This is a genomic window from Bradyrhizobium lupini (assembly GCF_040939785.1).
GTDB classification, from domain to species: domain Bacteria; phylum Pseudomonadota; class Alphaproteobacteria; order Rhizobiales; family Xanthobacteraceae; genus Bradyrhizobium; species Bradyrhizobium canariense_D.
In genome coordinates, this window is record NZ_CP162553.1 from 7,503,660 (window position 1) to 7,525,589 (window position 21,930).

The 21,930-nt window shown below is 64.4% G+C and carries 15 protein-coding genes and 2 pseudogenes; 13 read left to right on the forward strand and 4 right to left on the reverse strand.

The features are described from left to right. Positions 1-23: 23 nt before the first annotated feature. Positions 24-1,442, reverse strand: coding sequence for a PLP-dependent aminotransferase family protein (locus AB3L03_RS36145; RefSeq protein WP_085384787.1), 1,419 nt, complete (start codon positions 1,440-1,442; stop codon positions 24-26). Between the two features lie 137 nt (positions 1,443-1,579). Here AB3L03_RS36145 and AB3L03_RS36150 point away from each other — a divergent pair, with 137 nt between their 5' ends. Both AB3L03_RS36150 and AB3L03_RS36155 read left to right on the forward strand, forming a co-directional pair. After that, on the forward strand, positions 1,580-2,041 hold the full coding sequence (locus AB3L03_RS36150) for a carboxymuconolactone decarboxylase family protein (RefSeq protein ID WP_085353296.1): 462 nt from the start codon (positions 1,580-1,582) through the stop codon (positions 2,039-2,041). Positions 2,042-2,131: 90 nt separating this feature from the next. Further along, a complete protein-coding gene (locus AB3L03_RS36155) occupies positions 2,132-2,770 on the forward strand; it encodes an HD domain-containing protein (protein ID WP_247370280.1) in 639 nt (212 codons plus the stop codon). A 35-nt stretch (positions 2,771-2,805) separates the two neighbouring features. Here AB3L03_RS36155 and AB3L03_RS36160 read toward each other — a convergent pair whose 3' ends face one another. Next, on the reverse strand, positions 2,806-3,792 hold the full coding sequence (locus tag AB3L03_RS36160; protein ID WP_247385798.1) for a hypothetical protein: 987 nt from the start codon (positions 3,790-3,792) through the stop codon (positions 2,806-2,808). 605 nt (positions 3,793-4,397) lie between these two features. On the opposite strand from AB3L03_RS36160, the gene AB3L03_RS36165 reads away from it, so the two are divergent. Next, positions 4,398-7,547 carry a GAF domain-containing protein gene (locus AB3L03_RS36165; RefSeq protein ID WP_368507983.1) on the forward strand — a complete coding sequence of 1,050 codons (3,150 nt, stop codon included), beginning with the start codon at positions 4,398-4,400 and terminating at the stop codon, positions 7,545-7,547. A gap of 78 nt (positions 7,548-7,625) precedes the next feature. Then, a complete protein-coding gene (gene map / locus AB3L03_RS36170; protein WP_204511325.1) occupies positions 7,626-8,375 on the forward strand; it encodes a type I methionyl aminopeptidase in 750 nt (249 codons plus the stop codon). A gap of 147 nt (positions 8,376-8,522) precedes the next feature. Here map and AB3L03_RS36175 read toward each other — a convergent pair whose 3' ends face one another. Together AB3L03_RS36175 and AB3L03_RS36180 are read right to left on the reverse strand one after the other, a co-directional pair. After that, complete coding sequence (locus AB3L03_RS36175) at positions 8,523-8,771, reverse strand: DUF3551 domain-containing protein (protein ID WP_018455048.1); 249 nt, start codon at positions 8,769-8,771, stop codon at positions 8,523-8,525. A gap of 1 nt (position 8,772) precedes the next feature. Then, positions 8,773-9,093 carry a DUF3551 domain-containing protein gene (locus AB3L03_RS36180; protein WP_018455047.1) on the reverse strand — a complete coding sequence of 107 codons (321 nt, stop codon included), beginning with the start codon at positions 9,091-9,093 and terminating at the stop codon, positions 8,773-8,775. A 252-nt stretch (positions 9,094-9,345) separates the two neighbouring features. Here AB3L03_RS36180 and AB3L03_RS36185 point away from each other — a divergent pair, with 252 nt between their 5' ends. The 9 genes and pseudogenes from AB3L03_RS36185 to frr all read left to right on the forward strand — a co-directional run bounded on the left by AB3L03_RS36185 (position 9,346) and on the right by frr (position 21,869). Next, positions 9,346-10,065 (forward strand): outer membrane protein, encoded by a 720-nt coding sequence (locus tag AB3L03_RS36185; RefSeq protein WP_085394829.1) that lies wholly within the window; start codon positions 9,346-9,348, stop codon positions 10,063-10,065. A 455-nt stretch (positions 10,066-10,520) separates the two neighbouring features. Continuing rightward, positions 10,521-14,017: pseudogene (gene dnaE, locus AB3L03_RS36190) on the forward strand (DNA polymerase III subunit alpha). 114 nt (positions 14,018-14,131) lie between these two features. Continuing rightward, a complete protein-coding gene (locus AB3L03_RS36195; protein WP_026232865.1) occupies positions 14,132-14,650 on the forward strand; it encodes a hypothetical protein in 519 nt (172 codons plus the stop codon). A gap of 112 nt (positions 14,651-14,762) precedes the next feature. Then, positions 14,763-15,504, forward strand: a pseudogene (locus AB3L03_RS36200) (carbonic anhydrase). Between the two features lie 191 nt (positions 15,505-15,695). Further along, positions 15,696-18,197, forward strand: coding sequence for a caspase domain-containing protein (locus AB3L03_RS36205; protein ID WP_204511322.1), 2,502 nt, complete (start codon positions 15,696-15,698; stop codon positions 18,195-18,197). 219 nt (positions 18,198-18,416) lie between these two features. After that, the gene (locus AB3L03_RS36210; RefSeq protein WP_007603625.1) at positions 18,417-19,406 is read left to right on the forward strand and encodes a 30S ribosomal protein S2; all 990 of its coding nucleotides are present in this window, start codon (positions 18,417-18,419) and stop codon (positions 19,404-19,406) included. A 131-nt stretch (positions 19,407-19,537) separates the two neighbouring features. Beyond that, entirely contained in the window at positions 19,538-20,461 is a 924-nt protein-coding gene (gene tsf / locus AB3L03_RS36215) for a translation elongation factor Ts (RefSeq protein ID WP_018455041.1), read from the forward strand. Positions 20,462-20,521: 60 nt separating this feature from the next. Then, positions 20,522-21,238, forward strand: a complete 717-nt coding sequence (pyrH, locus tag AB3L03_RS36220; RefSeq protein ID WP_018455040.1) for a UMP kinase — start codon at positions 20,522-20,524, stop codon at positions 21,236-21,238. Between the two features lie 67 nt (positions 21,239-21,305). Beyond that, a complete protein-coding gene (gene frr, locus AB3L03_RS36225; RefSeq protein ID WP_007603628.1) occupies positions 21,306-21,869 on the forward strand; it encodes a ribosome recycling factor in 564 nt (187 codons plus the stop codon). Positions 21,870-21,930: the final 61 nt, after the last annotated feature.

Genomic DNA, 21,930 nt, shown 5'->3' on the forward strand with positions numbered 1-21,930 from the left:
CGGAAACATGGGGTCGAAGCTCGTCACGTATGACGGTCGATGATCTGAAGGAGCCGATCGCAGGACGCCTCGATCCTCTTGTGGGGAGATGTGGCGACGCCCAGCAACAGGCCGGATCGCGCCGAGGCCGCGGACGCATGCCATAGCGACAGGGGCGTGGGCGCCAACCCAAACGATGCTGCTTCCCTCGCGATCGCGACGTCGGAGGTTCCGTCCGGCAGTCTCAGGACCGCGGCCAATCCGGCGATCGCAACGTCCTTCGCAACGTCCTTGGCGCGTGCCTTCAAATATTTCAGCAGCGCATCGCCTTGCGCGGCATAGGCCCGCTTCGTGCGTCGAAGATGCCGCAGATAGTGGCCGTCGCGGATGAATTCGGCGGTTGCGAGCTGTACGGAGGGCCCGGGCGCCGGAGCGAGGCATGCCGCTACCTCGGCAAAACGGGATGCCAGAGAGGCGGGTGCAACGACGAAGCCCAGCCGCAAGGCAGGAGTCAGGGTCTTGCTGAACGACCCGATGTGAATCACGCGCCCGAAACGATCGAGAGAGGCGAGCGCCGGTGTGGCCCGCCCTCTCAGCTGAAGCTCGCTCAGATAGTCGTCCTCGATCACCCACACCCCTTCCTGGGCTGCCCAGTCGAGAAGACATGAACGTCTTGCCAGCGACAAGGTGGAGCCAAGCGGTGCCTGCTGTCCTGGCGTCACGACCACCAACGCAGCATCAGGAGCGTGTTTCAGGCCGTAACGGACGTCAATGCCGTCTACATCAACCGGGATCGGCCTGATCGACAACCTTGCAAGCTCAAGGCCGTGTCTTGTGAAGGGGAAGCCCGGGTCCTCCATCCAGACCTTCTTCTGCTCGAGGCCGAGAACCCGCAGTGCCAGTCCGAGGCCGCTGCTGAAGCCGCCGGTGATGATGATCTGCGACGGTGCACATTCGATCCCCCGCGCCAGCGCGAGATATGCCGCAATGTCGCGCCTCAATTCCAGCTCGCCGCGGGGATCCCGATAAATGGCCGGTGCGCTGGTTTCCGCGCGCACCGCCCGCGTGCGCATCCTCGAGAAGAGCTTGGCGGGAAAGGTCTCGTGAGCGGGCACACCCATTTGGAAAACGGCCGGTCCCGCAGTGAGCTCCTGGTACATCTCCATGAACGAGCCGGGGTGGGGAGCGGCTTCCTGCCGAGGGGTAAAGGCGGGTCGATCCGCAACACGCGTTCCGGTCGCGCGCGACGCGACGATCAGTTGCGCAGAGGAAAGTTTTTCGTAGGCCGATCGCACGGTGCCGCGCGCCACGCCCAGCTGAGCCGCCAAATCCTGCCATGAGGGCAGACGAGCTCCCGGAGCCAGCACGCCGCTCTCGATGGCAGCTCCGATACCTCTGCGGATTTGTTCCGCCAATGGCGTCTTCGCAGATCGATCGAGCTCCAGCTGCAGCGGTTTGACCATGCCCCCGTGGTACACGATTTTCGTCCATTCTTGGTGCTTTTTTGTAGACCAGGGCGGGGCCATTTATCGGGCAGGGAAGTACATGGCGGAAGTACATGGCGACAGCCGCCGAACAGAACCGATCATGGAGTATGAAAATGGCTAAGCGTCTCGACTACGACCGCATTGCACCCGCAGGCATGAAAGCGCTCGGCGGCGTTTACGGCTATGTCATGCAGAGCAATCTTCCTGCAACGCTCGTCACTCTGGTTTATCTGCGCATTTCGCAGATCAACAATTGCGCCTACTGCCTCGACATGCACACGCGCGATCTGCTGAAGAGCGGACAGAAGATCGAAAAGATCGCGCTGGTGCAGGCCTGGGCGGAAGGCGGTCATCTCTTCGACGAGCGGGAGCGTGCCGCCCTCGCATGGGCTGAAACGGTGACCCGTGTGGCCGACACCGGCATCCCGGATCAAGCTTACGAGGCTGCCCGCGCCGTCTTCGAGGAGCGCGAGCTCGTCGATCTCACCATCGCGATCGGCCTGATGAATGCGTACAATCGCATGGCAATCAGCTTCCGAAATACGCCACAGGCCGCGAAAGAGATGGCAGCCTGACCCCGGTGCCGGACGGCAAGAGGGTAAACACATGCCATCGACTGCGACGGCATGTCCTGAGATATCGGCGATTCAAGGCAGGAGCTTGAAATGACCATCGCAATTTCCGGCGTGAAGATTCCCGACAGCAAGATCGCACGGGAGGCCGCCGAGCTGGTGCGCCAGTACGAAAACGACATGTTGTTCAACCACTCGGTCCGCGTCTTTGTGTTCGGCGCGATCAAGGGACATCGGCAAAATCTGAAATTCGATTCCGAGCTGCTCTACATCGCGGCGCTGTTCCATGATCTCGGGCTTGTCGACCATTACCATACACAGACCAAGCGATTTGAAGTTGATGGCGCCGATGCCGCCCGCGAATTTCTGAGGGGGCACGGCATCGACGAGCCAAAAGCCGATCTGGTTTGGGAGGCGATCGCGTTACATACGACGCCCGGAATTCCACAATACATGCGGCCGGACATCGCTCTCACGAATGCGGGTGTGTTGGTCGACGTCGTGGGGATTGGCTATGACGAGTACTCGCCAGAGCAGCGCGACCAGGTGACCACCGCATTTCCGCGCGGTGATTTCAAGAACGAATTCCTTCAGGTACAAACCTGCTCGGCCTTGAAGAAGCCGCAGACCACGTTCGGGACTGTCAATTTCGATTACATCGAAGATCACGACCCCACATTTCACAAGCCGAACGCATGCACGCGCATCCGCAACACTCCCTGGCGGAGCTGACCTTCGGCGCGATGTTCGAGTTTCGCCACGTTGACTCATGGCGACGGTGCGGCCGGGGGCGTTACGCTGGCGTTCGGCTGCTGAATGGCCGGCCACGGGCTCTTCGGAGCCGGCGTCGCCGCCGCGCATGACGCCGCAAGCTGCGGCCACACTGACGTCAGGCCCGTCAAGTCGATGTCGAATTTCGTGATGTCCGCCTTGTCGTCGGGTAACAGCGTGGTTTCGCGGACATGGAGGGAGCGGGACGCCAGTATCGCCTTGAGCATGTCCGGATCGATGCTGCCACGCCAGACTTCGTATTTTCCGGTCCGCAACGCAGACCCTCCGGCCGCGTTGTCCGGAGCGGCGTCCGCCGTCACCAGGATGGTGGTCTTGCCGACGGCCGTCTCGTCGATCTCGCGCGCGAATGTCAACGGCACGCGCTTTCCGCTTTCGCAGGACAGACGCCATTCCATAGGCCGGAACGAAGCGCCGTTCTCCTTCAGCATCGCGAACTTGCGGGCGAAGGGGCGCGCTTCCTTTTCCAGTTTCCACGCCGTTTCGGCAAGCGAACGCGTGTCGATGCCGAAACGATAGAGCTCGGCGCGCGTCAGCAGGTGCAGGTTTTCGAACTTCACCGTCCGGATCAGATCGTCTAGCTCGCGGCTGATCCCCATCGCCGCGATGAACGCAGCGCGATCGCGATCGGCCCTGGCCATCCGGCGCTGCCTGTATTCCGCGACCGCCGCCGGAGGCGGATGCCCGTGAAAGGCAAGGACCAGCCTGGAATTATGGACCGCCAGCGCGGCGTCGGGGGCGACCTCGCGCGATGTCGCTCCGAGAAACAGGTAGCCGCAGGCCGAGTTGCACATCGCATGGTAAGTGGTGAGTTCGGCTTCCACCTCGCCGCCGGTATTTTTTATTTTCAGGCACGCGGCGTCCACCTGCGTGCCCGCGGCGCACGCCGTCGCGATGGTCCGGCCAACCCGACCGATCGCCTTGCGGCTGCGCAACAACCGCCCGATGACATAGGACTGCTCCACGTTTCCGCCCGGTGAATAGAGGTAGATCGGACGCTGCGTGTCCTTGACGCCGGCAAGGAAGCGGCGAATGCGCGGCGCAGCGTCCTGGTCGATATCGCCCTCGATGGCGATCCAGCGGTCGCAGCCCGGTCCGCAGGCGTCTGGTGGTCCCTTGGCAAGATAGATCGTCAGCCTGGATGCAAATCCAGTCTTCTCGGCCGGCGTCCCTTCGGCGTGCAATGCGCCAGGAAGCATCAGCGAGGCCAGGACAAGCAGACTACGGGCGAGCATGAAACGACGGGGACCACCCGCAGTGAAAAGCAGAGATCGATGTTACACGATGATCCGCGCAGCCACAACTTGCGGTGGCGCATCCGCACGGGTCTGTCCGCGACGGCTGGATTGGCAATCTGGCGGCGATGTGGGAGCAGGCAGAACAGCATCTCCCGAGGGGACGGTGACGACAGGAACCTAAATGCCATCATGCGGTTATCGCGCAGACAATTTGCGCGACCCGGCTGCATCACTCAGAAAGTCAGGCGGGCTACCTGTGGTCGAAGCGAACAGCAGCGGGACGATCAAGCAGTAGCTCCTCGTGGAGCTAGGAACGTGGCAGGGGAAGACCAATGACGACAGCGACCGGGATCCGCTCGGCCGATCGCAATTCCGTCTTAGCCACACTCGGCGACTTCATCCGAGAGATCAGCAATCCCGACGATCTCGCCTATGCTGCGGCGGAACTGCTCGGCCGCAGCCTGAACGTCAGCCGGGCGGGCTATGGCACGGTCGACACCTCAGCCGAGACCATCACCATTGTCCGCGACTGGAACGCACCGGGCATCCTGAGCCTCGCAGGCGTGCTGCGCTTCCGCGACTATGGCAGCTACATCGAAGATCTCAAGCGGGGCGAGACCGTCATCTGTGCCGATGCTGAAAAAGACCCTCGCGTCGGCGATCGTGCCGAGGCTCTCGAGGCGATCTCTGCGCGTGCGCTCGTCAACATGCCGATCTCGGAGGCCGATGGGGTCGTGGCGCTGCTGTATTTGAACAATGCCGGGCCGCGCGAATGGAGCCCCGAAGAGCTGGAGCTCATTCGCGATGTTGCCGAGCGTACGCGCACGGCCGTTGAGCGTCGCCGTGCTGAGACGGCCGTGCGGGAGAACGAAGCCCGGCTGCTTTTCCTGGACGCACTCAACAAGGAGACGGCCAGGACCCGCGATGCCGACGGCGTGATGGCGGTGACGACCAGGATGCTTGGCGAGCATCTCGAGGTATCGAGCTGTGCCTATGCCGATATGGATCCCGACCAGGACGGCTTCACCATACGCGGGGATTGGGCGGCGCCGGGCGCGGTGCATATCCTTGGTCACTACAGCCTGGCTGACTTCGGGAAGAAGGCGGTGCGAGAGCTCGGCGCCGGCAGGCCCCTGATCATCAATGACAATTTGAAGGAGCTTGCGCCTGAGGAAGCCGCCACTTTCCAGAACATCGGGATCGGTTCGACGATTTGCATGCCCTTGGTCAAAGAAGGGCAACTCACCGCCTTGATGGCGATCCATCACCGGGGCCCGCACCAGTGGACGCCGCGCGAACTCGCCTTGCTCACCGAAGTGACCGAACGGTCGTGGGCCCACATCGAGCGCGTCCGATCGGAACAGGCGGCGCGGGAGGCCGCCGAACGACTGACGCTTGCAAACAAGGCGGCTGGTATCGGCACCTGGGACTACGACCCGGTCAACAACGTTCTTCGATGGGATAGCCGCTGCAAGGAGGTGTTCGGTTTATCGCCGGACGCCGAAGTCAGCTATGAAGGGTCGTTCCTGAAGGGCCTTCATCCCGAAGACAGGCAGCGCGCCCACGAGGCCGTCTCCGCGGCGCTGACGCCGCACGCGCCGGCAAACTACAACATGGAATACCGGACCATTGGCATCGAGGATGGGGTCGAACGCTGGATCGCCGCGACCGGTCAAGCCATCTTTGCCAACGGCCAAGCTGTTCGGTTCATCGGAACGGTTCTGGATATCACCGCGCAAAAGAAAACCGAGCGTCATCTCAGAATACTCAATGATACCGGGGCCTCGGTCTCTCGCGAACGCGACCTCGACAAGATCGTCCAGATCGTGACGGATGCCGGCGTCGGACTCACCGGTGCTCAATTCGGCGCCTTTTTCTACAACGTTCTGGCGCCGGATGGCGGCAGCTACATGCTGTATTCGCTGTCTGGTGCGCCGCGATCCGCGTTTGAAAACTTTCCGATGCCGCGTAACACAGCCGTCTTTGGCCCGACCTTCGAGGGCTCCGGCGTGGTGAGGTCCGACGATATCCTGCGGGACCCCCGCTATGGCAAGAACGCGCCGCGGAAAGGCATGCCCGAGGGCCATCTTCCGGTCCGATCCTACCTGGCGGTCCCTGTGATCTCGCGCACCGGCGAAGTTTTCGGCGGACTTTTCTTCGGTCACGCCGAGACGGGTAAATTCCAAGCCGAGCAGGAGTCCGCGTTGCTTGGTATTGCGGGCCATGCCGCCACCGCTATCGACAACGCCCAGCTCTTGACCCGGCTCGAGGCGCTCAACGCCGGATTGGAGCAACGTGTTGCCGACGAAATTGCCGAGCGCATGAAGGCCGAAGAGCAATTGCGGCAATCCCAGAAGATGGAAGCCGTCGGGCAGTTGACCGGCGGCATTGCCCACGACTTCAACAATATGCTGGCCGTGATTCTCGGCAGCCTGAATCTTGCCAAGCGGCGGCTCGGCAGGGGAGAGGTCAGCATAGACCGCTTCATCGAGGGCGCCATCGACGGTGCAAATCGCGCAGCCACGTTGACGCAGAGGCTGCTCGCGTTCTCGCGCCAACAGCCGCTCGCGCCTGAGGTCGTGGACATCAACAAGATGGTCGGCGGGATGAGCGAGTTGCTCGAGCGCTCGCTGGGCGAGCTGATCCGCCTCGAGACGGTGCTGGCGGCTGGCCTCTGGCGGGTCAAGGCAGACCCGGCCCAGCTGGAAAGCGCGATGATCAACCTCGCGGTCAATGCGCGCGATGCCATGCCGAAGGGCGGCAGGCTGACAGTAGAAACCAGCAACGTCTCGATAGACCGAAAATATGCTCGCGAGTATGCACTCGCACCCGGGCAGTACGTTCTCGTGGCCGTGACGGACAACGGCACGGGAATTCCGGCCGACGTGCTGGGCAAGGTGTTCGATCCGTTTTTCACGACCAAGGTCGTGGGCAGGGGCACCGGTCTCGGCCTCAGTCAGGTCTACGGTTTCGTGCGGCAGTCGGGCGGCCATGTCAAAATTTACTCGGAAGTCGATGTTGGCACGACCGTGAAGATCTACCTTCCACGCTTCGCCGGCGAGGAGGCGGGCTCAGCTCTGTCACAGGAAGAAATACCCGCCGGTGCAAGCCATCAGAACGAAACCATTCTCGTCGTGGAAGACGACGAGCGCGTCCGCAACATTTCGTCCGAAAGCCTGCGCGAACTTGGCTACAACGTCATCGAGGCAGCCAGCGCCAAAGAGGCGATCAGGACGATCGAAAATGGTTTCGTTCCAGATCTGCTGTTCACGGATGTCGTCATGCCCGACATGACCGGCGCCGAGCTGGCGGCCGAGCTGTCGAAACGATACCCGGCGCTGAAAGTGCTGTTCACCACCGGCTACACGCGCAATGCAATCGTTCACAATGGCGTGCTCGATGCCGGCAAGCATCTGCTTCCCAAGCCCTTCTCTATCGAAGACCTGGCTGCCAAAGTCCGCACCTTGCTCGACGAGATCTGAACGCGTTTTGGAAACGATCTCTTCCGTTTGCAAGCTGCCTTCACAAGGGCTATGTCCCGGCTTTCGGAAGAGCATGACATGACAATCTCGGATGACAACGACCTCGCGCGCCTGAAGGAGATCGGGCGCATTGTCGCCAATACCCTGGAGGCAATGGGAAAGGCGCTCGAGCCGGGCATGTCCACCTCCGAGCTCGACCAGATCGGGCGAACGCTGCTGGAGGCCGCCGGTGCACGTTCGGCTCCGGAGCTGGCCTACGACTTTCCGGGCGCAACCTGCATCAGCGTGAACGAGGAGATCGCTCATGGCATCCCCGGCGATCGGCGGATCGCGCGCGGGGACCTCGTGAACATCGACGTGTCAGCCGAGAAGAACGGCTTCTTTGCGGATACGGGAGCCTCATTCGCCGTTCCACCCGCAACCCGCGCGGTCGAACGTCTTTGCAGGGACGGCCGGCGGGCGATGTGGACGGGCCTGCAGCAGGTCGGAGCCGGCAAACCGATTGCCGGTATCGGTCAGGCCATCGGGACCTTTGCGCGGAAGAACGGTTACAGCCTGGTCAGGAACCTTGCCAGTCACGGCGTCGGCCTGTCGCTCCACCAGGAGCCGACGGAGATCGCAACGTGGCCCGACCGCTCCGAACGCCGCATCATGAGCGAAGGCCTCGTGTTCACCGTCGAGCCGTTCCTGTCCCTTGGCGCGGAATGGGCAGAGGATGGCGATGATCCATGGACGCTCTACAGCAGCCCCGAGGCGCCGACCGTTCAATACGAGCACACCGTGATCGCCACGCGAAGCGGACCGTTGATCGTTACGATGGCTGGTTAAGGAGGCTCCTCAAGCCACCGGATCTCGGGCAGCATCCGAACGGGTTCGATCATCCAGAGCCAGCGGCGGCGCCGGTCTCGCCGACCAGATTGCCGAGCGTGGCGTCGGAAGCTCAACGCAAGGCGGGCCGCATATCGAAGTCCCGATTTAATTGACGCGCCGCGAGTGGCGAGGGGGCTTCTTCTGCGCAAAATACGGGTTCGCCACGCACGTCGCTGACCGACCGAGGGCTAAAAATCTGCACTGCTCGAGAGAGGTGTAGCGGCAATCGAAATAGCCGACGGGACCGTAGATCTGCATGCAGACCGGATAGCTCGGATCGTAGGTCTGCGCGTGCGCAGGCGCGCCGGCGAGCAGCAGGCCGATCGCGAGGAGCGCGAAGCGAGCGCGACGCATCTCAGCGCGGCAAATAGTAACCGGGCGAATAACCCGGCACCTGCGCGCGCGGCCTGTTCTGATACGCGTAGGGATCGTCGCTCTGGCCTGCGAAATACGGGTTCGCGATGCAGGTGAGCGCGCGGCCCGACGAACTCGCCTGGCACTGCGCGTAAGTGTCGAACGTGCAATTGCTCAGCCCCGGCCATTCATCGCCGGTGAGGCAGAAGGCATGGTGGGTCCCGAACGCGCGCGCAGGCACGCTTGCGCTAAGCGTGAAACCAAATGTGGCGAGGGCGAGCGAAAATGTGGCGACAATGGGGAGAGCAATTCGTCTGCGCATTCGATTCTCCAATCACGCGAACGTGCGCGCGACGTTGTTACGCGCGCATGCTGCGTATGTCGTGTAGTCGACAATGGAACTCATGAAAACTCTTGTTTCAAAGGGTTTCCCGCGCGCGCTGGTAAATCTTCATTAATGAAGCGCGATCCTTTGGCGCGAACTGTGGCGTCGAGGTTACAGCAATTCTGTCGAGCGCTGCTATGACGACGCTACGGCCCGGGGGCCTAACGACGAAACTGGAACGGGAATCAAATGAACAAGAATCTGTTGCTTGCTGCTGTGAGCCTTGTCGCGCTCGGCGCGACCGCACCGGCGGTGGCTGCTGACCTCGCTGCGCGGCCTTACACCAAGGCGCCGGCGATGGTCGCCGCGATCTACGACTGGAGCGGCTTCTACATCGGCGTCAACGGCGGCGGCGGTTCCGCCCATTCGACTTGGGATCTCGTCGGCGGTGGCCGCGAGGGTTCGCACGATGCGACCGGCGGCACGGTCGGCGGCCAGATCGGCTACCGCATGCAGTCGGGCCAGTGGGTGTTCGGTATCGAAGGTCAGGGCAACTGGGCTGACTTCTCGGGCGACAACGTCAGCGCGCTGTTCGCGACGCGCAACCGCTCCAAGATCGACTCGTTCGGTCTGATCACCGGTCAGATCGGCTACGCCTGGAACAACGTCCTCCTTTACGCCAAGGGCGGTGCGGCTGTCGCCGGCAGCAAGTATGAAGTCTCGACCCTTGGCGGGGCGCTGCTGTCCTCGAACGATCAGACCCGTTGGGGTGGCACGATCGGTGCCGGCCTCGAGTACGGTTTCGCCCCGAACTGGTCGGTTGGCGTCGAGTACAACCACATCTTCCTGCAGGACAAGAACGTCACGTTCGCAGGCCTGGTTGGCACCGATCGCATCCGCCAGGACGTCGACATGGGCCTCGTTCGCTTGAACTACAAGTTCGGCGGCCCGAGCCTCGGCCGTTACTGAGTAAAAGACTGCTATCGATCGCTCGACTTCGAGCGGTTGGCGAAAGCCCCGGCCATCGGCCGGGGCTTTTTTGTTGCTTAAATTCAGCGGGTTAACCATTCTGTTTGGAGATGGTCGAGATGGCTTGACTCCTGAGAACGAAATGAGAACAATGTTCTTCATACGTTCTCACCATGGAGTAAGCCATGTTCAGGATTTTCGTTGAAGAGGCCGCCGCGTTGGCGTCGATCGCGCTGTTTGTCGGGATGATTGCGATCTGGGCCCAGGTGCTCCCGCAGCTCTAGGCGCGGGCCTAGGTTGGGGAAAAGCAGGACGACGCGGCCGATCGGCCGCTCCGGCGTGGACTCTGGCACCATGACGCCCCACCATTCTGAGGCGAGTCGGCCGGGCGGGTGCAGGATGCCTCCGGTGCCGGTGACCGCTCCATCTCATCTGCAAGAGGCCGTCACGCGACCATGCCGAGCGCCGGATTTGTCCACCTTCACGTTCACTCGGCCTATTCGCTGCTCAAGGGCTCGATCAAGATCGCCAAGCTCGCCGAGCTAGCGAAGAAAGACCATCAGCCGGCGCTGGCGTTGACCGACACCGACAACATGTTCGGTGCGCTGGAGTTCTCCGACAAGATGGCGGGCTCCGGTATCCAGCCGATCGTGGGCTGCGAGATCGCGATCGAGTTCGGCGACCAGGATCCCAATGCGCGCAACGTGCTGCTGCCCTCGCGCGTGGTGCTGCTGGCCGCGCAGGAGCGCGGCTATCGCAGCCTGATGCGGCTGAACTCGCGCGCGTTCCTGGAGACGCCCGACACTCATGCTCCCCACATCAAGTTCGACTGGCTCGAAGGCGAGACCGAAGGTCTGATCGCGCTGACGGGCGGTCCGGACGGACCGATCTCGCTGGCGCTTGCCGGCGGTTATACCGAGCTCGCGGCGGCGCGCTGCGAGCGTCTGGCCAGCCTGTTCGGAGACCGTCTCTACATCGAATTGCAGCGCCACAACATCGAGAAGGAGCGGCGGGTCGAAAGCAGCCTGATTGACATCGCCTACACCAAGGGCCTGCCGCTGGTTGCGACCAACGAGCCGTATTTCGCCACGACCGACGATTATGAAGCCCATGACGCGCTGCTCTGCATCGCCGGCGGGCGGCTGATCGCGGAGACCGAGCGCGAGCAGCTCACGCCCGATCACCGCTTCAAGACCCGCGCCGAGATGGCGGTGCTGTTCGCCGACATTCCGGAGGCGCTGGCCTCGACGGTGGAGATCGCCGAGCGCTGCTCGTTCCGGCCGATGACGCGCAAGCCGATCCTGCCGTTCTTCACGGTCGGCGCTGCCGCAAGCTCGATGCCGCCGCAGTCGAGGCGGCCGAATTGAAGCGGCAGGCGGAGGAGGGGCTCGCCAACCGCCTGCGCGTGCACGGCCTCTCGCAAGGCACGACGGAAGAAGATTACAACGCGCGGCTTGCGTTCGAGCTCGACGTCATCATGCGCATGAAATACGCGGGCTACTTTCTGATCGTCTCCGACTTCATCAAATGGGCAAAGGGCCAGGGCATCCCGGTCGGGCCGGGCCGCGGCTCCGGCGCAGGCTCGCTGGTGGCGTGGGCGCTGACCATCACCGACCTCGACCCGATCAAGTTCGGCCTGCTGTTCGAGCGCTTCCTCAATCCGGAACGCGTCTCGATGCCGGACTTCGACATCGACTTCTGCCAGGATCGCCGCGGCGAGGTGATCAGGTACGTCCAGGAGCGCTACGGTCGCGACCAGGTCGCGCAGATCATCACCTTCGGGACGCTGCAGGCGCGCGGCGTGCTGCGCGACGTCGGCCGCGTGCTGCAGATGCCCTATGGCCAGGTGGACAAGCTCACAAAACTCGTGCCGCAGAATCCGGCCGCGCCGGTGACGCTGGCCGCCGCGATCGAGAGCGAGCCAAAACTCCAGGCGTTCCGCGACGAGGATCCGGTGGTGGCGCGCGCCTTCGACATCGCGCAGCGCCTCGAAGGCCTGACCCGTCACGCCTCGACGCATGCGGCCGGCATCGTGATCGGCGATCGGCCGCTGAGCGAACTCGTGCCGATGTATCGCGATCCCAAATCCGACATGCCGGTGACCCAGTTCAACATGAAATGGGTCGAGCCCGCGGGCCTCGTGAAGTTCGACTTCCTCGGCCTGAAAACGCTGACCGTACTCGACGTCGCGTGCAAACTGCTCAAGCCGCGCAACATCCACGTCGATCTCGCGACGCTGCCGATCGACGATGCCGAAAGCTACCAGATGCTGGCGCGCGGCGAGGTGGTCGGCGTGTTCCAGGTTGAAAGCCAGGGCATGCGGCGCGCGCTGGTCGACATGCGCCCCGACCGTTTCGAGGACATCATCGCGCTGGTCGCGCTCTATCGACCGGGTCCGATGGCGAACATCCCGACCTATTGCGCGCGCAAGCACGGCGACGAGGAGCCGGAATATCTCCACCCCGTGCTGGAGCCGATTCTCAAGGAGACCTTCGGCGTCATCATCTACCAGGAACAGGTGATGCAGATCGCGCAGGTGATGTCGGGCTATTCGCTTGGCGACGCCGACCTGCTGCGCCGCGCCATGGGCAAGAAGATCCGCGCCGAGATGGAGAAGCAGCGCGAGATCTTCGTCGCAGGCGCAGTGAAGAACGGCGTGCCGAAGGGGCAGGCCGATACCATCTTCGAGCTGCTGGCGAAATTCGCCGACTACGGCTTCAACAAGAGCCACGCGGCGGCCTATGCGCTGGTGTCCTACCACACCGCCTACATGAAGGCGCATTACCCGGTGGAGTTCATCGCCGCGTCGATGACGCTTGATCTCAACAATACCGACAAGCTGTCCGAATTCCGCGCCGAGGCGCAGCGCCTCGGCATCAAGGTCGAGCCGCCCAATGTCAACCGTTCCGGCGCGACTTTCGAAGTCGGCGACAAGACCATCTACTACGCGCTCGCGGCGCTGAAGGGCGTCGGTATTGCGGCCGTCGAGCAGATCATCGCGGAGCGGACCAAAAACGGCTTGTTCACCTCGCTCGCCGACTTTGCCGCGCGGGTGTCGCCGCGCGCGATCAACAAGCGCATCATCGAAAGCCTCGCCGCCGCGGGCGCCTTCGACACGCTGGAGCCGAACAGGGCGCGGGTCTTCGCCGGCGCCGACTCGATTCTCGCCGCATGCCAGCGGGCGAACGAAGCTGCAACCATCGGCCAGAACGACATGTTCGGCAGCTCGGCCGACGCGCCGACCATCATGCTGCCGCAGATCGAGCCCTGGTTGCCGGCCGAGCGGCTGCGCCGCGAATATGACGCGATCGGCTTCTTCCTGTCGGGACATCCGCTCGACGATTACGCCACCGTGCTGAAGCGGCTGCGCGTGCAGTCCTGGGCCGAGTTCTCCCGCGCGGTGAAGACCGGCGCCACCGCCGGCAAGGTCGCGGCCACCGTGGTGTCGCGCATGGAGCGGCGGACCAAGACCGGCAACAAGATGGGCATCATGGGGCTCTCTGATCCCACGGGTCACTTTGAGGCGGTGCTGTTCTCCGAAGGCCTCGCGCAATATCGCGACGTCCTGGAACCGGGCGCCGCGGTGCTGCTCCAGCTCGGCGCCGAGCTCCAGGGCGAGGACGTCCGCGCGCGCGTGCTGCACGCCGAGCCGCTGGACGAGGCCGCGGCCAAGACGCAGAAGGGCCTGCGCATCTTCGTGCGCGACACCAAGCCGCTGGAATCGATCGCCAAGCGTCTCGCCGGCCCCGACATGGCGAACGGCGCCGCGCCGAAGGTCGGCAGTCCGGGCATCGCGCCCCGCTCCAACGGCGACGGCGAGGTCTCGCTGGTCATGATGCTCGACCTCGAAACCGAGGTCGAGATGAAGCTGCCCGGCCGCTTCAAGGTCTCGCCGCAGATCGCCGGCGCCATCAAGGCGGTCGCCGGTGTGGTGGACGTGCAGCAGCTCTAGCAACGCGCACGGTGTTGCAGGCGGCTGCATGTCTTGCGCGGGACATGCGGCGGCCCTGTTGCAACCTTTCGCTGTTTTCGGTTAGCATGCACTCGGGGAAAATCTGAGGGCGTGATGCTATTGCGTGGGCTGGTATTGCTCGTGGCTGCGGCACTGCTGTGCGGCTGTGAGACGGCGAGGAGCGGGCTCGGATATTCGGAGACGGTACGAAAGCTGGGTCCGCCGAAAGCCGGGCAGGCCCGTGTCGTCGTGTTTCGCGAGAAGGGCTTCGGCGGCATCGGCGATCCGGACTGGGAATTTTCCCTCGACGGTACGCCGATCAAGGGCCTGAAGACCGGGACATATGTCTATGTCGATCGCCCGGCAGGCCAGCACCAGTTCGTAGCAGAGGAGGCGGCGCTCGGCGTCACGCGCGTGGACTTTTCGGCTCAGTCCGGCCAGACCGTGTTCTTCGTAGCGCGCTTCAGTCAGCGCAAGAGCGCCATGATCGCGAATGCGAGCACGGGGGTGCTGGGCTGGGGTCTCACCCTTGCGATGACGTCCGGCTATAAAAATCAGGGGCCGCTGGATTTCCTGCCCTTGGATGAATCGGCCGCCAGGACGACGATCGCAGAGCTTCGGTTGGCAGAATAGCCTCCGCGCGAAATTCGAGCTCCGCCCGCACCGTCATTTGTGGTGTCGTCACAGCGTTGCGGCTATGATCGCCGTGAGGCCGTTCGTCCATCGCGCCGGGAGGGAACGTGACATGTGCGACAAGTGCAATGAATCCCCACATGAGAGGATCGCGCCGTCGCGACGATCCGCGATGTTGTTGGGTGCCTCGGCGCTCGGCCTCGCCCTGACCGGCAGAGCCTTCGCCAAAGAGACCAAGGCGCCGCCCAAGCCGCAGAACGTGCTGTCGCCCGACGCATCATTGAAGCGCCTGACGGAAGGCAATGCCCGCTATGTCGACGGCGTGTCGCGGCGGCACGATTTCAAGCACGAGCGCGAGGCGTTGGTCGGCGGACAGAATCCGTTCGCGGCCGTACTGAGCTGTGCCGATCTCGCGCATCGCGCCGGAATATGCCTTCGACACTGGCCGCGGCGATCTGTTCGTTTGCCGCGTCGCCGGAAATTTTGCCGGCACCGAAACCATCGCCAGCATGGAATACGCGGTGGCCGTGCTGAATGCGCCGCTGATCCTCGTGCTCGGCCATGACGCTTGCGGCGCGGTCGATGCGACGCTGAAGGCGATCAAGGACAACAAGCCGCCGCCGGGCCATATTCCATCGCTGGTCGATGCGATCACGCCTGCAGCGAAGGCTGCGATGCAGCAGGGTGGGGACGTCCTCGACAAGGCGATCCGGCAGAACGTCATCGACAACGTCGCGAAGCTGAAGTCGGCAGCGCCGATCCTCAATGCGGCCGTGGAGCAGGGCAAGCTGAAGGTCGTCGGCGGCATCTATCGGCTCACGACGGGAACGGTCGACCTGATCGCGCAGGTCTGACGAGACGAACCGGCTCGCGCCGGTTCGTTGTCGCGAGGCTGACGCAGGCGCCCTGGCGTTGGTGCCGGGCGCCATGCCGCCGCCTCAATCCAAGCCTTCGTTATTTGGAAGCCTTTCGTTCAAGTGTCATTCAGCTCGCCACGCGTCTGATGCGTGGCGGCATCTCAACAACAAAAACGGGCAAGCAAGTCATGCGTGGGACGCTCCGAGCCTTCATTTGCCTTCTCCTGCCAATCGCGGTCCTTGCCGCGGGCGCGCCGGATCCGGCGCGTGCACAGCAGCAGGAAAAGCGTATGGCGCTCGTGGTCGGCAACGGCGCCTATGCCAAGTCGCCGCTGGCGACGACGGCAAACGATGCCGGCCTGATCGCGCAGACGCTGCAGGCGGCGGGCTTCGACGTCGTCGGCGCCCGCGATCTCGACGGCGACACGCTGCGCAAGAGCTTTCGCGATTTCATCCAGAAGGCGCAGGCCTCCGGACCGGGCACCGTCGCGATGGTCTACCTCGCCGGCTATGGCGTGCAACTTGCCGGTGAGAACTACTTCATCCCGGTCGATTCCAACATCACCCGCGACACCGACATTCCGACCGAAGGCCTGCGCATCGGCGACTATCTCCGCCAGCTCGCCTCCGTTCCGCTCAAGGCCAACATCGTCGTGCTCGACGCTGCGCGGGCGCAGCCCTTCGTGGAGGGCGGCCAGCAGATCGCGAGCGGACTTGCGCTGGTCGAGCCCGACGCCAACATGCTGGTCGCGTTCAACGCCGCGCCCGGCACGGTGGCGCCCGAGGAGCCTGGACCTTACGGCATCTATGCGCAGTCGCTGGCGGAGATGATCCGCACCGGCGGCCTACCGCTGCCTGAGGTGTTCGACCGCGTTCGCCTGCGCGTCAACGAGGCCAGCAAGGGCGCGCAAGTGCCCTGGAACGAGCAGAAGATATCGGCGCAATTCTCGTTCTTCGAGCGCGGACCTGACGCGCCGCCGCCTGAGGCCGCACCCGACCAAGTCGCCGCGATGCGCAACAAGCCGATCCGCGATCTCGGCGTGCAGGATGCCTATGCCGCCGCGCTCACGCGCGACACGCTGCCGGCCTACGAAGAGTTTCTCTCCGCCTATCCCGGCGACCCGCTGTCGAAGCGCGTGATGGTGATCGTCGCGGCGCGCCGCGAGGCCATCACCTGGCGGCGGACCTATCGGACCGACACGCCGGAGGCCTATTGGTCGTATCTGCGTCGCTATCCGCGCGGTCCGCATGCGGCGGATGCGCGCCGGCGCTTGGCGATTCTCACCGCGCCGGCCGAGCCGCCGCCGAGCTTCGCGATGATCGACTACGACGTGCCGCCACCGCCGCCGGAGGAGGTGGTCTATGTCGAGCGTCCCGTGCTGTATTTCAGCGATCCGGATTTTGGCTTTGCGCCGCCACCGCCGCCGCCGGTCTATTATCTGCCACCGCCGCCGCCGGATTTCGTCGTGCTGTCGCCGCCGATGCCGGTGGTCGGCCTGTTCGTGCTGCCGCAGCCGATGTTCGTGCCAATTCCTGTGTTCGTCAGGCCGCCGGTCTATGTCGCACCGCCCCCGAACAACATCATCTATCAGAACATCCATAACAGGACGGTCATCAACACGGTGATCAACCAGCCGCCGGCACCGCCGGCGGGTGCGGGTGCCGGAGCGGGCAATCTCGCGCCAGCCATTGCCGGGCGCACCAATCCGGCTGGTCCCGCCATGCCGCAGGCGGTCGTGCAGCGCGCCGCCCTGATTCAGCAGGGCAAGGCGCCGATGCCGCCGAGCGCGACGATGCAGCCGACGGCGAGGCCAGGAATGCCTCCGGCCAGGCCGGCCAATGCCGCACCGACCGGTACGCCACCTACGACTCCACCTGCCAGTCCGCTTGCCACGCCACCGGCCAAGCTGCCCCAAGCCAACACCCTGCCGGTTCCCGGCACCCATGGCGGTCCACCTGTACCGCCAGCGGGAGCCGGGCCACTGCCGGGCGGCAGACCCGGGCTGCCCACGGCCACTGCTCCCGGCACACCGCCGCCGACCCATCCGGGAGGGCCTGCGGGAGCGCCGACGACTGCTGCTCCCGGCACCACGCCGCCGGGTCATCCCGGTGCGCCGACCGCCGCCGCGCCGGCGACTGCGCCCACGGCGACAAACCCGGCCGCTGTGCCCGGCCAACCGCCGAAGCCGCCGGTGGCCCAGGCCCCGCCCGGGACCGGGACCGGGCCTGGGGACCATGGCAAGTCCGCGACCCGCGAGCCGGCTGGTTCGCCGCCTGCTGCCCGCACGCCTCCTGGCGCAGTTGGACGACCGGTCACGCCGCCGCCCTCGGCGGCGCGGGAGCCGATCAGGCCGCAGCATCAGCCGACCGCAGCTCCCGCCCAGGCTGCCCGGCCGTCGGCGCCACCACCGCGGTCTCAGGCCGTGGCGCGGCCGGCGCCTCCGCCTCCGCCGCGTGTTGCGCCGCCGCCACCGCCACGGGCGGCTCCACCCGTGGCGGTTGCTCGACCGGCGCCGCCGCCAATGGCGCGGCCCGCGCCGCCGCCGCCGGTCGCCCGGCCGGCGCCACCTCCGCCGCCCCGGATGGCCGTCGCGCCACCGCCGCCGCCGCGCCCGGCAGCACCTCCACCGCGTCCTCCGGCTCCGCCGCCGGCGGCAAAGAAGTGCCCGCCGAACCAGCCCAGATGCTAGGCAGGGGCTAGGCCGGAGCGATCTTTACGGAAGGGGGCCTCTTGCGGGCGAAAGCCGCCCCGAAAGGCCCTTATTTCCTTGCTTCTGGCCGAAATCGCGCTATACACCGCGCCATCTCACACGGAAGCATGGCTCACAAGGCCGTCCGGTGGCAGCCGGGGCGACAACGCTCTGTCCTGCTCACACGCTTCCGGAGGAACCAACCGGAGAATTAGAACGATGGCACTACCCGATTTCACTATGCGTCAGCTCCTCGAAGCCGGCGTGCACTTTGGTCACCAGTCTCACCGCTGGAATCCGAAAATGGCGCCGTTCATTTTCGGCGCCCGCAACAACATCCACATCGTCGACCTCGCGCAGACCGTGCCGTTGCTGCACAACGCCTTGCAGGCGGTCAGCGACACCGTCGCCAAGGGCGGCCGCATCCTGTTCGTCGGCACCAAGCGCCAGGCGCAGGACGGCGTTGCCGACGCGGCCAAGCGCTGCGCTCAGTACTTCGTCAATTCGCGCTGGCTCGGCGGCACGCTGACCAACTGGAAGACGATCTCGGGCTCGATCAAGCGCCTGCGTCATCTCGACGACGTGCTCGCCGGCGGCGATGCCTCCTCCTACACCAAGAAGGAGCGCCTGACCCTTCAGCGCGAGCGCGACAAGCTCGACCGCTCGCTCGGCGGCATCAAGGACATGGGCGGTCTGCCCGACCTGATCTTCGTGATCGACACCAACAAGGAAGACATCGCGATCCAGGAAGCCCAGCGGCTCAACATTCCGGTCGCGGCGATCGTCGACACCAATTCGGATCCGAAGGGCATCACTTATGTGGTGCCGGGAAATGACGACGCCGGCCGCGCGATTGCGCTCTATTGCGATCTGATCGCGCGCGCAGCGATTGACGGCATTTCACGCGCGCAGGGCGATTCCGGAATCGACGTCGGTGCTTCGGTTCGGCCGGTCGCAGAAGAGCTGCCCGCCACGAGCGGCTTCCAAGGCCTTGCCGGCCCGCGCGGGACGTCCGACGACCTCAAGAAGCTCCCGGGCGTGTCGGGCGCGATCGAGAAGAAGTTCAACGATCTCGGCATCTTCCACTTCTGGCAGCTGGCTGAGCTCGATCACGATACCGCGCACAAGATCGGCGAAGAAGTCGGCCTGCCGAGCCGCGCGGACGCCTGGGTGGCCAAGGCCAAGGCGCTGACCGCGGAAGCGGAATAGTCAAAAAGAGCGATGGGTTGGCCGGACAAGCTCCGGCCACCATTTCAGTTGACGCGAATTCCTGAGATGGACCGCGGCGAGGCGATCTGGCCGCGCCGCGGCAAACCGGCAGGCAAAAAGGATTTTGAACGATGGCAACGATCACAGCTGCGATGGTCAAGGACCTGCGCGAGTCGACCGGCGCAGGCATGATGGACTGCAAGGCCGCGCTGACCGAAAACGACGGCAACATGGAAGCGGCGCAGGATTGGCTGCGCAAGAAGGGCCTGTCGAAGGCCGCCAAGAAGTCGGGCCGCGTCGCCGCCGAGGGTCTGATCGGCGCGCTCACCAAGGGCAACAAGGGCGTCGTGGTCGAAGTCAATTCCGAGACTGACTTCGTCGCGCGCAACGGCCAGTTCCAGGGCCTCGTCAAGATGATCGCCCAGGTCGCATTCAACACCGGCGCCGATGTCGACAAGATCAAGGCCGCCAAGGTCGGCGACGTCACGATCGAAACTGCGATCAATGACGCAATCGCCACCATCGGCGAGAACATGACGCTGCGCCGCGCAGCTTCGCTCGAGGTCAGCCAGGGCGTGGTGTCGAGCTACGTCCATGGCGCGGTGGTCGAGGGCGCCGGCAAGATGGGCGTGATCGTGGCACTGGAATCCCCCGGCAAGGCCGACGAGCTCGCAACGCTTGGCCGCCAGATCGCGATGCATGTCGCGGCCGCCAACCCGCTGGCGCTGGATCCGTCCGGTCTCGATCCGGCGGTCGTCAAGCGCGAGAAGGACGTGCTCGCCGACAAATATCGCCAGCAGGGCAAGCCCGAGAACGTGATCGAGAAGATCGTCGAGTCCGGCCTGAAGACCTATTACAAGGAAGTTTGCCTGCTCGAGCAGGCCTTCATCCACGACACCGGGAAGTCGGTGGCGCAGGCGGTGAAGGAAGCCGAAGGCAAGGTCGGCGGCGCGGTGAAAATCGCGGGCTTTGTGCGCTATGCTCTCGGTGAGGGAATCGAGAAGCAGGAAAGCGACTTCGCGGCCGAGGTCGCGGCGGCCAGCGGCAAGAAGTAAGCGCCGGAACGTTCCTTCCGGCGTGCCGCCGGAAGCGGCGCCCGGACAAGGAAAGTGCTCATGACTGATCCGGTCTATCGTCGCGTCGTGATCAAGCTGTCCGGCGAATATCTCGCGGGACCGCAGGGTTTTGGCATCGATCAACCGACCATCGACCGGGTCGCCGACGATCTGATCGCCGCTCGCCACCTCGGCACCGAAGTCGCCGTCGTCATCGGCGGGGGCAATCTCTTTCGCGGCGTCGAGGTCTCCTCGCGCGGCGTGTCGCGCCCGACCGGTGATACCATGGGCATGCTCGCGACGATGATGAACTGCCTCGCGCTCGAGGCCACGATCGAGCGCAAGGGCACGCCTGCGCGCACGCTGTCGGCCTTCGTCATGCCCGAGATTTCCGAGCTGTTCACCCGCACCGCGGCACATAAATACCTCGCCGAGGGCCGGATCGTGCTGCTCGGCGGCGGAACCGGTAATCCGTTCTTCACCACGGACACGACCGCGGTGCTGCGCGCAGCCGAGATCGGCGCCCAGGCGGTTCTGAAGGCGACCAATGTCGACGGTGTCTACTCGGCCGACCCGAAGAAAGACCCGACGGCGACGCGATTCGACCGTCTGACGCATTCGCAGGCGATCGAGGGCGGCTACAAGGTGATGGATGCGACCGCCTTCGCGCTTGCCCGCGAGACGTCGCTGCCTATCATCGTGTTCTCGATCGCGGAGCCGGGCTCGATCGGTGCTGTACTGCGTGGCGGCGGCCACGGAACCATTGTCGCCGGCTGACGGCTTGTCGTTGCACCCTCAGAGAAGGGGTGCGGAGAGGTCGCCGGGATTTTGAAGGAGAAACGTGATGGCCACGGACAATTTCGATCTCAACGAAGTCAAGCGCCGCATGCAGGGCGCGATCCAGTCGCTCAAGCACGAGCTTGGCGGCCTGCGCACCGGTCGCGCCTCCGCCTCGATGCTCGATCCGGTGCAGGTCGACGCCTATGGCAGCCACATGCCGCTGAACCAGCTCGCCACCGTCAGCGTGCCGGAGCCGCGCCTGATTTCGGTGCAGGTCTGGGACAAGTCGATGGTCAAGGCGGTGGAGAAGGCGATCGTCGATTCCAATCTCGGCCTGTCGCCGGCGACTGAAGGCCAGGTTCTGCGCCTGCGCATCCCCGAACTCAATGAGGAGCGTCGCAAGGAGCTCGTCAAGGTCGCGCACAAATACGCGGAAGCCGCCAAGGTCGCTGCGCGCCACGTCCGCCGCGACGGTCTCGACGTTCTCAAGAAGCTCGAGAAGAATCACGAGATGTCCGAGGACGATCAGAAGCGCCACGCCGACGAGGTGCAGAAGGCGACCGACGGCACGATCTCCGAGATCGACCAGTTGCTGGCCGCCAAGGAAAAAGAAATCCTCACCGTCTAAAGCACGATGGATCGCGCTCTAGGTTATTGTTCGCGCATGATTTACGGAAAACCGCTTCGCA

What these genes read in the sequence shown, in the direction of transcription:
- AB3L03_RS36145 (WP_085384787.1), bottom strand. Translation starts at nt 1,442, where the DNA reads ATGGTCAAACCGCTGCAGCTGGAGCTCGATCGATCTGCGAAGACGCCA.
- AB3L03_RS36150 (WP_085353296.1), top strand. Translation starts at nt 1,580, where the DNA reads ATGGCTAAGCGTCTCGACTACGACCGCATTGCACCCGCAGGCATGAAA.
- AB3L03_RS36155 (WP_247370280.1), top strand. Translation starts at nt 2,132, where the DNA reads ATGACCATCGCAATTTCCGGCGTGAAGATTCCCGACAGCAAGATCGCA.
- AB3L03_RS36165 (WP_368507983.1), top strand. Translation starts at nt 4,398, where the DNA reads ATGACGACAGCGACCGGGATCCGCTCGGCCGATCGCAATTCCGTCTTA.
- map (WP_204511325.1), top strand. Translation starts at nt 7,626, where the DNA reads ATGACAATCTCGGATGACAACGACCTCGCGCGCCTGAAGGAGATCGGG.
- AB3L03_RS36175 (WP_018455048.1), bottom strand. Translation starts at nt 8,771, where the DNA reads ATGCGTCGCGCTCGCTTCGCGCTCCTCGCGATCGGCCTGCTGCTCGCC.
- AB3L03_RS36180 (WP_018455047.1), bottom strand. Translation starts at nt 9,093, where the DNA reads ATGCGCAGACGAATTGCTCTCCCCATTGTCGCCACATTTTCGCTCGCC.
- AB3L03_RS36185 (WP_085394829.1), top strand. Translation starts at nt 9,346, where the DNA reads ATGAACAAGAATCTGTTGCTTGCTGCTGTGAGCCTTGTCGCGCTCGGC.
- AB3L03_RS36195 (WP_026232865.1), top strand. Translation starts at nt 14,132, where the DNA reads ATGCTATTGCGTGGGCTGGTATTGCTCGTGGCTGCGGCACTGCTGTGC.
- AB3L03_RS36205 (WP_204511322.1), top strand. Translation starts at nt 15,696, where the DNA reads ATGCGTGGGACGCTCCGAGCCTTCATTTGCCTTCTCCTGCCAATCGCG.
- AB3L03_RS36210 (WP_007603625.1), top strand. Translation starts at nt 18,417, where the DNA reads ATGGCACTACCCGATTTCACTATGCGTCAGCTCCTCGAAGCCGGCGTG.
- tsf (WP_018455041.1), top strand. Translation starts at nt 19,538, where the DNA reads ATGGCAACGATCACAGCTGCGATGGTCAAGGACCTGCGCGAGTCGACC.
- pyrH (WP_018455040.1), top strand. Translation starts at nt 20,522, where the DNA reads ATGACTGATCCGGTCTATCGTCGCGTCGTGATCAAGCTGTCCGGCGAA.
- frr (WP_007603628.1), top strand. Translation starts at nt 21,306, where the DNA reads ATGGCCACGGACAATTTCGATCTCAACGAAGTCAAGCGCCGCATGCAG.